This window comes from Sphingomonas sp. Leaf257, from assembly GCF_001422185.1.
Taxonomy (GTDB): domain Bacteria; phylum Pseudomonadota; class Alphaproteobacteria; order Sphingomonadales; family Sphingomonadaceae; genus Sphingomonas; species Sphingomonas yabuuchiae.
Genome location: NZ_LMMH01000032.1, coordinates 119,651 through 131,757, shown reverse-complemented (window position 1 = coordinate 131,757; position 12,107 = coordinate 119,651). Strand labels below are relative to the sequence as shown.

Genomic DNA, 12,107 nt, shown 5'->3' with positions numbered 1-12,107 from the left:
GGGAGGGGGCCGTTACTGCCGCTCCAACATCAGGGCCGCGGTCGCCTTGGCGCTGCCGACTACGCCCGGAATGCCCGCGCCCGGATGGGTGCCCGCGCCGACGAAATACAGGTTCGGGATCGAATCGTCGCGGTTGTGGACCCGGAAATAGGCGCTCTGGGTCAGGATCGGCTCCAGCGAAAAGGCCGAGCCCATATGCGCGTTCAGGTCGGTCGCGAAGTCGGCCGGGGCATAATGGAACTTGGTCACGATCCGCTCATGGATATCGGGGATCAGGCGGCGGCCGACCTCGTCCAGGATGCGCTTTTCCAGGATCGGTCCGACCTCGTCCCAGTTCATCGGGAACTTGCCCATGTGCGGCACCGGGGCCAGCGCATAGAAGGTCGAATGACCCTCTGGCGCAAGGCTCGGGTCGGTGACGGTCGGGTGGTGGAGATAGAGCGAGAAATCCTCCGACAGCACGCCGGTGTCGTAAATGTCGGTCAGCAGGCCCTTATAGCGCGGGCCGAACAGGATCATGTGGTGCGGGATGCCCGGCCACGCGCCCTTGATACCGAAATGGACGACGAACAGCGAGGGCGAGTAGCGCTTGCGCTCCAGCCGGTTGACCGTCCGCCGGGCCGAGCGATTGTCGGACAACAAATCGCGGTAGCTGTGCATGATGTCGGCATTGGTCGCGACCGCATCGGCCGGGATGGTCAGGCCGCTCTTGGTCACGACGCCGGTCGCGCGGTCGCCCAGCGTCTCGATCCGCGTCACGGGATCGCCCAGGCGGATCACGCCGCCGATCCGCTCGAACTGCGCGACCATGCCCGCCACCAGCCGGTTGGTGCCGCCGCGCGCGAACCAGACGCCGCCGTCGCGCTCCAGCTTGTGGATCAGCGCATAGATGGCGCTGGTCGTCATCGGATTGCCGCCGACGAGCAGCGTGTGGAAGGACAAGGCCTCGCGCAGCTTCTCCGACTTCACGAATTTCGACACCATGGCATAGACCGAGTTCCATGCCTGGTACTTCGCCAGCGCGGGCGCGGCCTTGATCATCGAGGCGAAGTCGAGAAACGCGACATGGCCGAGCTTCTCATAGCCTTCCCGGTACACCCCCTCGGCATAGTCGAGGAACTTGCCATAGCCTTCGATATCGTCGGGGTTCAGCTTGGCGATTTCGGACCGCAGCTGGGTGTCGTCGTTGCTATAGTCGAAATTGGTGCCGTCGACCCAATTGAGCCGGTAGAAGGGGCTGACCGGATCGAGCGTCACATCCTCGGACATCGACCGGCCGGTCAGCGCCCACAATTCCTCCAGACAGGCCGGGTCGGTGATGACGGTGGGCCCGGCGTCGAAGGTGAAGCCGTCGCGCTCCCAATAATAGGCGCGACCGCCCGGCTTGTCGCGGGCCTCGACGATCGTCGTCTGCACGCCCGCCGATTGCAGGCGGATGGCCAGCGCCAGCCCGCCGAAACCCGATCCGATGACGACCGCGCTCTTCATGCCCGGCCCCCCGACTTGTCTCTCAGGGCGGCGATGGCGCGCAGGATCGGCACCGGCGGCCGTCCGGTCAGAATTCGTGCCTTGTCGGCCATGGTCGATTGCCCCGCATAGAAACGCCCGATCAGGTCGGGCGGAAGTCGATAGAAACGCTCGAGCACCCGGTATCGCTCATCCGGCTCCGCGGCCTTGAACAACATCGTGTCGAGCATACGGTAAAAGCCGCGCGCGTCCCAGGCGTCGCGCGCCATGCGATAGGTCGCGTCGTGCAGGTCGGCGCCTGCAAAGTCGCGCCGCTCGGCCAGCATCGCGGCCATGCGGATCGCATCGGGCAGCGAATAGCCGGTGGTCGGGTGGAACAGCCCGGCGCGCATCCCGGCCTTGGGCGTCCTGGCCCCGCCGCTGCGCCAATAGCCGTCGAAATCGCCGCCCATCGCGACCGGCAGCACGCCCGCCTCCTCGCGCACCACCTCGGCCCCCACCCAGTCGCGGCTGTCGGCATAGCGTTCGATCCGCTGGACGATGGCGCGACGGTTCAACTCGGCGGAGGTGGAGTAATAGGTGTCCTCGACGAAAATCCGGTCCTCGGCGAAGGGCAGGGTGTAGACGAAGCGATAGCCGTCCAGCTGCTTGACGGTGGCGTCCATCACCACCGGCCGCTCGACCCCGTGCGGGCGGGTGAGCTTCAGCTCCTGCCCGACGAATTTCTGCCAGCCGCAGGACAGCGAAGACAGGTCGCCCGCGCCGCGCGCGTCGATCACGCCCGTCGCCTCCACCCGGTCGCCATCGGCGAAGACGGCGGCGGTGGCCGACACCGCCAGCACCTTGCGTCCCAGGATCAGCGCGTGCGGCGGCAGCGCCCGGCGCACCTCGGTGTCGAGGCGGTGGCTCTCGATCGAATAATAGGTCTGGTCGATGGTGCGCGAATGCGCCGGAAAGGCGACGTCGTAACTGCGCCAGCCATGCGCGACGAGGCGCTCGACGATCCAGCGGTCGCGCTTGGCCACGTCGCTGCCGAAAAAGGACCAGAGGTGGTTGCCGCCGATCGTCTCGCCCGCATCGACCAGCCGGACTTCGAGCGAGGGGTGGCGGGCTTTCAGCGCAAGCGCGATCAGCCCACCGGCCAGGCCTGCGCCAATGATCGCAACATCACAGGAGATTTTGGCAGCCATCGCGCTACCGCTACCGGAAAGCGGGGCCAAGGCAAAGGGTCGGTGCCATTACAGAAGGACGGCGGTGTCGGGCGCGTCGCCGGTCGCAAAGCCGCCGGTGATCGTCCACGCCGCCAGATCGACGATGGCGATCCGGTTATTCTCCAGTGCGGCGTACAGGATCGATCCTCCGGCGGGCAGGTTCAGCCCCGGCGCGGCGGCGGGCAGCGGCAGCCGTGCTTCCTCGGCCAGGGTGGCGGGGGAATGGCGGGTCAGGCTCTTGTCGGCGGTGTTCGACACGATCAACCGGCCGTCCGCCTGCACGACCACCCGCACCGCCTCGCCGCGCAGGGTGGTGCGGGCACGCGGGCGCAGCGTCACCGCATCGAGCGCGTGGAGCACGCCCGCCGGACGGTCGATGACATAGAGCGTCCGCTCGTCCGGGCTGAGCGCCAGGCCCTCGGGCGCCTTGCCGATATGCTGTTTGACGGGCGCGAAGCTGGCATCGTCGGGGTCGACCATGATGACGGTGCCGCTCATCGTGTCGGCGACATAGGCGCGGCTGCCATCGGCCTTCACCACGAAATAATGGCTGCGTGCGCCGCCGACCGGGATCATCCGGTCGGGGCTGTCGGCACTGGCCGGCGTGTCGAAGCGGGCGAGCAGGCTGTCGGTCTCGGACAGGGCATAGAGGCGCCCCTTCGCGTCCATCCGCATGCCGTGCCAGCGTCGGTGCGGCGACAGGTCGATGGCGCGCGCCAGCTTGCGTCCCTCCAGGTCGATCACCCAGAGCTGATGCCCGCCCTCACCGCCGAACTGCCAGCCCTTCACGCCGTACCCGCCGACATAGGCGAAGCGGCCGCCCGCATCGGCGACCATCTCGTGCGGCTGCGTGCCCAGCGGCACCTGGCCCAGCCGCTCGCCATCGGGCACGCGGTAGAAGACGACGCCGCCGGTGCCCTTTTCGACGACCGCCAGCACGCCGCGCTGCGGAGCCGCCGCCTGCGCCCGGCGCGCCCAGGCGAGGGGAAGGGCGGAGGCCACGCCCAGGGCGGCCAGGCTCCACAAGCCCTGACGGCGATCGATCAGCGGCATGGGGACGGCTCCTGGAACAACGGGGGATGACAGCCAGACGTGGCGCGGGGCCGTATGTTCCGCCGTGCGGCGGAGCCGATACGAAACTGATGCGTCTTTTCCGACAAAGCAGGCCCGCCACCGGTTGCGGTGAAACGGCCCATTGAATAGGTGAACCGCATGATCCGCCCCATCAACGAAAGCGTCGCCGTCGCTCCCCAGATCCGGCCCGAGGACGTCGCCGCGATCAAGGCGGCGGGCTATGCCGCCATCGTCAACAACCGTCCCGATGGCGAGGAGCCTGGCCAGCCGACCGGCGATTCGATTCGCGCCGCGGCCGAGGACCAGGGGCTGGCCTATACCGCCATCCCCGTGACGCCCGGCGGGTTCAGCCATGAGATGGTTGACCAGATGACCCAGGCGCTGGTCGAGGCCAAGGGGCCGGTGCTGGCCTATTGCCGGTCGGGCACGCGCAGCTGCAATCTGTGGGCGCTGGCGGCGGCCAAGGCCGGGCGCAATCCGACCCTGATCGTGATGCAGGCCGAAGGGGCGGGCTATGACCTGTCCGGCCTGCGCCCGACGCTGGACGCGCTGGCAGGCAACGCCGGATGATCCTGCCGCTCGTCGGCACGGTGACGACCGGGGCGCTGACCGGGCTGGGCGTCGGCGTGGCGCTGGGCGGGGCGGGAATCGCGTGGCTCTGCACGCGCCGCCGCGATCGCCGGATCGGCTCGCCCGAGGATGTCGCGGCGGCGGCCGAGGCGGCGCTGACGGGCTTTACCGTCGCGGGGGCCGTGGTCGGTGCCGATGGCCAGGGTGCGCTGGTGGTGGCGACCGATGGCCGGGTCGCGGCACTCAAGCTGCATGGCCGGCGAATCGCGGTGCGCGAAATTCCCTGGACGCGGGTGCGTTCGAGCGCCGAGGGCATCGTCGCGGAGGTCGAGGGGCGTTTCGGGCCGGTGATGCTGGCCGGGGTGGACGTGCTCGACATCCGACGGCTGGCCCCGCGTTGAGGGTGGGGGCTGGCCCCTCCACCACCCGGCTGTGCCGGGCGGTCCCCCTCCCCAAGCACAGCTTGGGGAGGATTGAAGATAAGTCCTCCCCATCTTTGATGGGGAGGGGGACCATCCGAAGGATGGTGGAGGGGCATTCCCCGGCATGATCGACTGGACCTTTCTCGCGCTCGCCGCTGCCGGGGGCTTTGTCGGGGGCGCGATGAACGCGCTGGCGGGCGGCGGCAGTTTCTCGACCATGCCGACGCTGATCGCGCTGGGCCTGCCATCGACCATCGCCAACGCAACCTCCAACGTCGCGCTGCAACCCGCCGCCATGGCCAGCGTCTGGGCCTATCGCCATGGGCTGGAGCCGGTGATGGGCGTGTCGATGCGGCGGATGGCGGCGCTGACCTTCGTCTTTGCGCTGCTGGGCAGCATCCTGTTGTTCCTGACGCCGCCGCGTGCCTTCGACCTGATCGTGCCGTGGCTGCTGCTGACCGCGACGATCGCGATCGCGGGCGGGCGGCATGCCTCGGAATGGCTGGCGCGGATCGCCCGGCCGGGGCCGCGCGCGCTGATGGGGGCGCAGGCGGTGCTGGGTGTGTATGGCGGATATTTCGGCGGCGGCATCGGCATGATGGTGACCGCCGCCTGGGGGCTGCTCTCGGGGCGCAACCCGGCGCAGCTGGCCGCGCCGCGCACGCTGATGCTGGCCACCGCCAATGCGGCGGCGACGCTGGTCTTCGTGGCGACGGGCATGGTCGCCTGGGCGCAGTGCCTGCCCATGCTGGCGGGCGGCATCGTCGGCGGGTGGAGCGGCGCGCTGATCGGGCGCAGGCTGCCCGCCGGGCTCATCCGGGGCTGGACGCTCCTTCTGACGACGGTGACGACGGCGGTGTTCTTCTATCGGGGATATGCCTGACGCGCGATGGCGATCGGGGGCAGGGACTCCGCTTCCAGTTCCGCCGCCAGCGCCCGGATCCCGAATTCCTCGTCGCGCAGCCATGCTGCGATCTCGGTGCGCAACTCGGCGCAGCCACGGCGATATCCGTCCCAGTCGGCGATGATCTCTTCGAGCGGCCAACTCGAAAGAAAGCCGGATATACGCTGGCGATAGGCAGGCATGGTCGCCTGTACCGCGAGCCAGGCGGCACCGCCGGTCGTGTGTGCCAATCGTTGTGCGGTCGGGTTCGCGTTGCGCATCAGCCAACTCGCCCGCTGACGGCTGGCGTTGGAAAGCAGCCAGCGGCTGCGGCTGAGCGCGACGGCATCGGGCTTGGGCGCGTTGCACAGGGCGCGGTGTTCGGTCATCACGCGAACCAGTTCGTCGCGCAATTCGAGCCATTCGGTCAGCATGGGGCGTGCCTTCGATATAGTTGCGATCGCATGCGACGGTTGCCCTCCATCAGCCCACCCCGGCGATGTCCGTGCGATCCCATAAATTATGAACAGGATAGGCCCCCCGGCCTTTCTTGATGGTCATCGTAACCCGGAATCGATGCCCTCCGCGGTGACGATGGAAATGGTCATATTATCGGATCATCAATGCCTCCTAATGACGGCATTGTGACATATTGATCTAAATCAAAGTTTAATGTGGGCATAGCGGGTCATCGGGCCGAATACCGCCATTCCGGCCCTGCGGATGATCACTCCGCGCCGTCGCAGGCGCCGATATGGCGGCCCTCGCTATCGACCTTTTGCGACATCGGATGGGCGCCGGTCATCTCCATCTCCTGATCGGTGGTGAAGCTGGTCGCGGTGAAGCTGCCCTTCGTCTTGCTGTGCATGGTCATGTCGCCGGGCATCCTGCAGGTCAGTTCGCTTTCGACCTTGCCGCCCTCGAAGGTCGCGCTTTTGACGGTGCAGTCCGATTGCGCCTGCTTCAGCAACTCGGCGGGGCCCTTGGCGGCCTGTTCGGCGGTCAGGCAGATACTGTTGGTCTGGGCGGGCGGCGTCGGGCTGACGCCCTTGGGCATGTTCGCCATCTTCAGGTCGCTGACCTGGGTCTTCACCTCCCATCTTGCCCGGCGGATATCGATGGCCGTTCCGCCTGTGCCGTACCAACACATGGATGGGTTTCAGGTTGCGGTCAGAAGGCGGTCGCGGCCGCCGCCATCTGATCCGCCGATGGGGGAAACACGCCTCCCGGCTGCCATTCGACCTCGGTCAGCAACAGCCGCAGATGGCGTTCCTCCGCGAAGAGCCGCTTGTCGGCATCGCGGCGAAAGGCGTCGGCCGCGCGGGCATAGGCGGCCGGCGCTTCCATCACCGCCTCCATCGGCCAGCGGGCAATGAAGGCCGACAGGGCCCGGCCATAGACCGGAGTCTCGTTGCGCAGGGTCAGTAGCCCGGCGGCCGCTTTCAGCGCGGCATGGGCTTCGGCCAAGGGAAAGACCGTGTCCGTCAGAAAGGCGAGCCGCTTCCGGCTGACGAGCGCGATCTGCCACCGGACATGGCGGAGGGCCTGGTAATCGATCGGCGCGGCGGCGCACAGGTTGCGATGGGCATCCAGCCAGCGGGCCAGCGCGGCGTGATGCTCCCGAAGCTCGGTCAGCATGGTGGGCCTTCTGAAAACATCGACCCACCTATCGTGCTCGAGGGTTACAAAGCCGTATACGATTACGGAAATCCTTTGCAGCCCCGTTCGGACGGTTGGATCAGGCGTCGGGGCGCCGCATTTCGAAGCGGGCCGCCTCCGTCACCTCGAAATAATCGACCGGTCCCCCGCCGCGCAGGATAGGGCGGGCGCGGGCGGTCTGGTAGATACCGTTCTCGATCAGGTCGGCGGCGATATGGATGCCCACCGCCTCGCCGATGACCAGCCACTGGTCCAGCTCGCGGCCCTCCTGGGTCTCCAGCCGGATCAGCTGGGTCAGGCGGCATTCGAACGATACCGGGCTCTCCGCCACGCGTGGGGCGTCGACCAACTGTCCGTCCTGCGCCGTCACGCCCGACTGCGCGAACTCGTCCACCTCCGCGGGCACGGTCGCCGCACTGGCGTTCATCGCCTGCGCCAGCGTCATGGTGGCGAGGTTCCAGGTGAAGACCTTGGTCTCGGCGATGTTGGCGACCGAGTCCTTCCACCCCTGCGACGAAAAGCCGATCAGCGGCGGACGGTAGTTGAAGACGTTGAAAAAGCTGTAGGGTGCCAGATTGTTGACGCCCTGCACCGACCGGCTGCCGATCCAGCCGATCGGGCGCGGCGCGACGATCGCGTTCAAGGGATCATGCGCCAGCCCATGACCGTTGACGGGTTCGTAGAAATGCCAGTTGTCGATCATGGATGGTCACCGAAAGGGAGTGTGGATGGAAGCCGGAACGCCGACCGAGCCGGAAAGAGCCCCGGAGTCGCTCCCGGAGCCACCGGGCGTCGTCATCCGTCGCCACGGTTGGGTGACGCGCATCTGGCACTGGGTCAATGCGGTCGCGGTGCTGATCCTGCTGGGATCGGGGCTGGGCATCTCCAACGCGCATCCCCGGCTCTATTGGGGGCGTTACGGCGCGAATTTCGATCACGCCTGGGCCAGCCTGCCGCACTTTCCGGCCTGGCTGACCATTCCGGCACGCTACAATCTGGCGATCTCGCGGCGCTGGCATCTGCTCTTCGCACTGGTGCTGGGGTTCGGGCTGCTCGCCTATATGATCGGCGGCCTGGTCACGCGGCATTTCCAGCGCGACCTGCGTATCCGGGGTTGGGAGCTTCGGCCGCGTGCAATCTGGGCGGATTTTCGGCGGCATCTGGCCCTTCGCTTTCACGACGAGCGTGATCCGCGGGCCTATAATCTGTTCCAGAAGCTGAGCTATGCGGGGGTGCTGTTCGTCGCCCTGCCGCTTGCCATCCTGACCGGCATCGCGCTGTCGCCGGGCATGAATGCGGCTTGGCCCTGGGTCTTGGACCTGCTGGGCGGGCGGCAATCGGCGCGGTCGATCCACTTCATCACGGCGACGCTGCTGGCGCTGTTCACCATCGTACATCTGGTGCTGGTCATCCTGGCCGGGCCGCTCAACGAGATGCGGTCGATGATCACCGGCCGCTGGAGGGTTCCCGAATGACCGCTGGATTGATTGGGCGTCGTACCATCCTGACCGGCGGCGCCGGACTGCTTCTGGCGGGCTGCGACCAAGTGATCCAGCAGCCGACCGCGCGGAAAATCCTGTTCGCGGGCGAGGATATGCAGAAGGGGTTGCAACGCGCGCTGATGGACCGGGGCGCGCTGGCCCCCGAATATCGCCGCGACCAGATGTCGCCCGTCTTCCGCACCAACGGCACGCGCGACCCGGGCACACCCGAATATGCCGCACTCGCCGCCAACCGGTTCGAGGACTGGCGGCTGACGGTCGGCGGGCTGGTGGCCAAGCCGCTGTCTCTGTCGCTGCGCCAGATCGGCGAGTTTCCCGCGCGGCGTCAGATCACCCGCCACGACTGCGTCGAGGGATGGAGCGCGATCGGCGAGTGGATGGGGCCGATGCTGGGCACGATCCTGAAGGCCGCCGATATCAGCACGCGGGCGCGCTATGTCGTCTTCACCTGTGCCGACCTGTACGGCGGCCAGCCCTATTACGAATCGCTCGACCTGATCGACGCCTTCCATCCCCAGACGATCCTGGCCTGGGGCATGAACGGGCGGTTGCTCGACATCGGCCATGGCGCGCCCTTGCGGCTGCGCGTCGAGCGGCAGCTGGGATACAAGCACGCCAAGTATCTGATGCGGATCGATGCAGTAGAAAGCTTGGATAACATAGGTTTGGGCAAGGGCGGATACTGGGAAGATCACGTCGATTATGACTGGTATGCGGGAATTTAAGGCACTAGGCGGTGCCATATGGCGCTGATCGATCTCTTTCTGTCGCGCGCGGTCCGCAAGGGCCGCCTGTCCCTCACCCATCATGATGGAAAGGTCCGCGAGTTCGGCTTGCCCGAACCCGGTTATCCCGATGTCGCGATCCGCTTCACCGATCGCCAAGTCGCCGGGCAGATCGTCCGCAATCCCGCGCTGGCGGCGGGCGAGTCCTTCATGGACGGCCGCCTGGTCGTCGAGAAGGGCGATGTCCGCGACCTAGTCGAACTGCTGACGGCCAATGACAAATGGGAAGCGGGCCGCGCGAACCTGAACCCGTCGCGGCTGGTCCGGGCGGCCGGCGCGATCAAGCACCGCATCGACCGGATCAACATGGAGCGTCGGTCGAAGAAGAACGTCGCGCATCATTACGACCTGTCGGGCACGCTGTACGAACTCTTCCTCGACACCGACAAACAATATAGCTGTGCGTACTTCACCGATCCGAAGAACGATCTGGAGCGGGCGCAACGCGACAAGAAGGCGCATATCGCCGCCAAGCTGGCGATCGAGCCGGGGATGAAGGTCCTCGACATCGGTTGCGGCTGGGGTGGCATGGCGCTCTACCTGCACCAGAAATGCGGCGCCGAAGTGCTGGGCGTCACCCTGTCCGAGGAACAGCTGAAGGTCGCGCGCGCGCGCGCCGAGGCGCTGGGCGTATCGGACAAGGTGAAGTTCGAGTTGATCGACTATCGCCGGGTGGAAGGGCAGTTCGATCGCATCGTCTCGGTCGGGATGTTCGAGCATGTCGGCCCGCCGCAATACCGGACCTTCTTCCGCAAGTGCCGCGACCTGCTGACCGAGGACGGCGTGATGCTGCTCCACACGATCGGGCGGCTGAATGGGCCGGGCGTCACCGACGACTGGACGACCAAGTACATCTTCCCCGGCGGCTATAACCCCGCCCTGTCGGAAATCGTCCGTGCGCAGGAGGGGCTGCGCATGTTCCTGACCGATGTCGAGGTGCTGCGCTGCCATTATGGCTGGACGCTCGACATCTGGTACGACCGGACCGTGGCGGCGAAGGACCGCATCGTCGAGCTGTATGACGAGCGCTTCTATCGCATGTGGCTCTTCTATCTGGCGGGTGCGGGCGCGGCGTTCCGCAATGGCGGCCTGTGCAACTATCAGGTGCAGTTGACGCGCGGGCGGCTCTCGGTGCCGGTGACGCGGGATTACATGTTCGAGGGCGAACGCGCGCTCCGGGATTAAAATCCTCCCCGGCACGGGGAGGGGGACCGCCGCGAAGCGGTGGTGGAGGGGGCGTTCTGCAAGGGATGTCCTATGAGGAAGCCCCCCTCCGTCAGGCCTGCGGCCTGCCACCTCCCCGTGCCGGGGAGGTGCGATTCAACCCAAAGCGGCGAACTTCTCTTCCGCCTCGCGGTCGAGCTGCGCGCGGCTCTTCTTCTCGGCAGCCGTCTTCAACTGGCCGCAGGCCGCATCGATGTCGCGCCCGCGCGGGGTGCGGACCGGCGCGGAAATCCCGCCCTCGAACACGATGTCGGAGAAGCGCCGAATCCGCTCCGGCGTCGAGCATTCGTAATCGGCACCAGGCCAGGGGTTGAACGGAATCAGGTTCACCTTGGCGGGCAGGTCGTAATGGCGCAGCAGCCGGACCAGCTCATGCGCATCGGCGTCCGAGTCGTTCTTGTCCTTCAGCATCACATATTCGAAGGTGATGCGCCGGGCATTGTTGGCACCCGGATAGTCGGCACAGGCCTGCAACAGCTCCTCGATGCCGTATTTCTTGTTCAGCGGCACCAGCTCGTCGCGCACGTCCTTGGTCACGGCGTGGAGCGACACGGCCAGGTTCACGCCGATCTCCGCGCCCGCGCGCGCCATCATCGGCACGACGCCGCTGGTCGACAGGGTGATGCGGCGCTTCGACAGCGCGAGGCCGTCACCGTCCATCACCAGCTTCAGCGCATCGCGCACCGCATCGAAATTATAGAGCGGCTCGCCCATGCCCATCATGACGATGTTGGTCAGCATCCGCCCCTCGGGCTGGCTGGGCCATTCGCCGAGCGAGTCGCGCGCGAGCATGACCTGCCCGACGATCTCGCCCGCCGTCAGGTTGCGGACGAGGCGCATCGTGCCGGTGTGGCAGAAACGGCAGTTCAACGTGCAGCCGACCTGGCTCGAGACGCACAAAGTCCCCCGATCGGCGTCGGGGATGAACACCATCTCGTAATCCTGCCCGTCGGCCGAGCGCAGCAGCCATTTGCGCGTGCCGTCGTTCGACACCTGCGCTTCGACCACCTCGGGACGGCCGATGACGAAGCGTTCCTCCAGCCAGGGATGCTGCGCCTTGGCGATGTCGGTCATGTCGGCGAAACGGGTCGCGCCGCGATTGTAGAGCCAGTGCCAGATCTGCTTGGAGCGCAGCTTGGCCTGCTTCAGCTCCATGCCGCCCGACAGCAAAGCCTCGCGCAGCTGGTCCTTGGTCAGGCCGATCAGGTCGACCCGACCATCGGGGCGCGGTTGCACGCCGCGCGGCACGGGCACGGGATCGATGTGCCCCGGAATGGGCATGAGGGCGGCCGAAACTGTCTGCATGCGCT

14 protein-coding genes are annotated in these 12,107 nt (G+C 66.9%); 6 read left to right on the top strand and 8 right to left on the bottom strand.

Annotation, left to right across the window (positions count from 1 at the left end; genetic code table 11):
• Positions 1-12: 12 nt before the first annotated feature.
• Genes ASF14_RS13410 through ASF14_RS13400 form a run of 3 tightly spaced genes read right to left on the bottom strand, consistent with a single transcriptional unit; the run spans position 13 to position 3,731 of the window.
• Positions 13-1,488, bottom strand: coding sequence for a phytoene desaturase (locus ASF14_RS13410; RefSeq protein WP_056435782.1), 1,476 nt, complete (start codon positions 1,486-1,488; stop codon positions 13-15).
• Positions 1,485-2,657: a lycopene beta-cyclase CrtY gene (gene crtY / locus ASF14_RS13405; RefSeq protein ID WP_056435779.1), complete on the bottom strand. Its 1,173-nt coding sequence runs from the start codon at positions 2,655-2,657 to the stop codon at positions 1,485-1,487. The genes ASF14_RS13410 and crtY overlap by 4 nt, the downstream gene beginning before the upstream one ends.
• 48 nt (positions 2,658-2,705) lie before the next feature.
• Positions 2,706-3,731, bottom strand: coding sequence for a YncE family protein (locus ASF14_RS13400; RefSeq protein WP_056435776.1), 1,026 nt, complete (start codon positions 3,729-3,731; stop codon positions 2,706-2,708).
• A 159-nt stretch (positions 3,732-3,890) separates the two neighbouring features.
• Between ASF14_RS13400 and ASF14_RS13395 the strand changes: the two genes are divergently transcribed.
• The 3 genes from ASF14_RS13395 (at position 3,891) to ASF14_RS13385 (ending at position 5,627) form a co-directional block, all read left to right on the top strand.
• Positions 3,891-4,322: a TIGR01244 family sulfur transferase gene (locus ASF14_RS13395; protein WP_042485259.1), complete on the top strand. Its 432-nt coding sequence runs from the start codon at positions 3,891-3,893 to the stop codon at positions 4,320-4,322.
• Positions 4,319-4,723 carry a hypothetical protein gene (locus ASF14_RS13390; protein WP_056435773.1) on the top strand — a complete coding sequence of 135 codons (405 nt, stop codon included), beginning with the start codon at positions 4,319-4,321 and terminating at the stop codon, positions 4,721-4,723. Before ASF14_RS13395 ends, ASF14_RS13390 begins: the two co-directional genes overlap by 4 nt.
• Positions 4,724-4,868: 145 nt before the next feature.
• Positions 4,869-5,627, top strand: a complete 759-nt coding sequence (locus tag ASF14_RS13385; protein WP_056435770.1) for a sulfite exporter TauE/SafE family protein — start codon at positions 4,869-4,871, stop codon at positions 5,625-5,627.
• On the opposite strand, the gene ASF14_RS13380 is transcribed toward ASF14_RS13385, so the two are convergent.
• From ASF14_RS13380 to ASF14_RS13365, 4 genes are all read right to left on the bottom strand, one after another.
• A complete protein-coding gene (locus tag ASF14_RS13380; protein WP_056435767.1) occupies positions 5,609-6,061 on the bottom strand; it encodes a hypothetical protein in 453 nt (150 codons plus the stop codon). The two genes, ASF14_RS13385 and ASF14_RS13380, sit on opposite strands and share 19 nt — an antisense overlap.
• A gap of 293 nt (positions 6,062-6,354) precedes the next feature.
• Positions 6,355-6,720, bottom strand: a complete 366-nt coding sequence (locus ASF14_RS13375) for a DUF3617 domain-containing protein (protein ID WP_056435764.1) — start codon at positions 6,718-6,720, stop codon at positions 6,355-6,357.
• 77 nt (positions 6,721-6,797) lie between these two features.
• Positions 6,798-7,265 (bottom strand): hypothetical protein, encoded by a 468-nt coding sequence (locus tag ASF14_RS13370; protein ID WP_056435761.1) that lies wholly within the window; start codon positions 7,263-7,265, stop codon positions 6,798-6,800.
• Between the two features lie 100 nt (positions 7,266-7,365).
• On the bottom strand, positions 7,366-7,989 hold the full coding sequence (locus ASF14_RS13365) for a flavin reductase family protein (RefSeq protein WP_056435759.1): 624 nt from the start codon (positions 7,987-7,989) through the stop codon (positions 7,366-7,368).
• A gap of 25 nt (positions 7,990-8,014) precedes the next feature.
• Between ASF14_RS13365 and ASF14_RS13360 the strand changes: the two genes are divergently transcribed.
• From ASF14_RS13360 to ASF14_RS13350, 3 genes are read left to right on the top strand one after another with little or no spacing between them, the layout of a single operon-like run.
• Positions 8,015-8,761: a cytochrome b/b6 domain-containing protein gene (locus ASF14_RS13360; protein WP_056435758.1), complete on the top strand. Its 747-nt coding sequence runs from the start codon at positions 8,015-8,017 to the stop codon at positions 8,759-8,761.
• On the top strand, positions 8,758-9,513 hold the full coding sequence (locus ASF14_RS13355; protein WP_056435755.1) for a molybdopterin-dependent oxidoreductase: 756 nt from the start codon (positions 8,758-8,760) through the stop codon (positions 9,511-9,513). The genes ASF14_RS13360 and ASF14_RS13355 overlap by 4 nt, the downstream gene beginning before the upstream one ends.
• An 18-nt stretch (positions 9,514-9,531) precedes the next feature.
• Positions 9,532-10,758 (top strand): SAM-dependent methyltransferase, encoded by a 1,227-nt coding sequence (locus tag ASF14_RS13350; RefSeq protein WP_056435752.1) that lies wholly within the window; start codon positions 9,532-9,534, stop codon positions 10,756-10,758.
• A gap of 135 nt (positions 10,759-10,893) precedes the next feature.
• Here the strand turns inward: ASF14_RS13350 and rlmN are convergent, their stop codons facing one another.
• Positions 10,894-12,102, bottom strand: a complete 1,209-nt coding sequence (gene rlmN, locus ASF14_RS13345; protein WP_042485348.1) for a 23S rRNA (adenine(2503)-C(2))-methyltransferase RlmN — start codon at positions 12,100-12,102, stop codon at positions 10,894-10,896.
• Positions 12,103-12,107 lie beyond the last annotated feature (5 nt).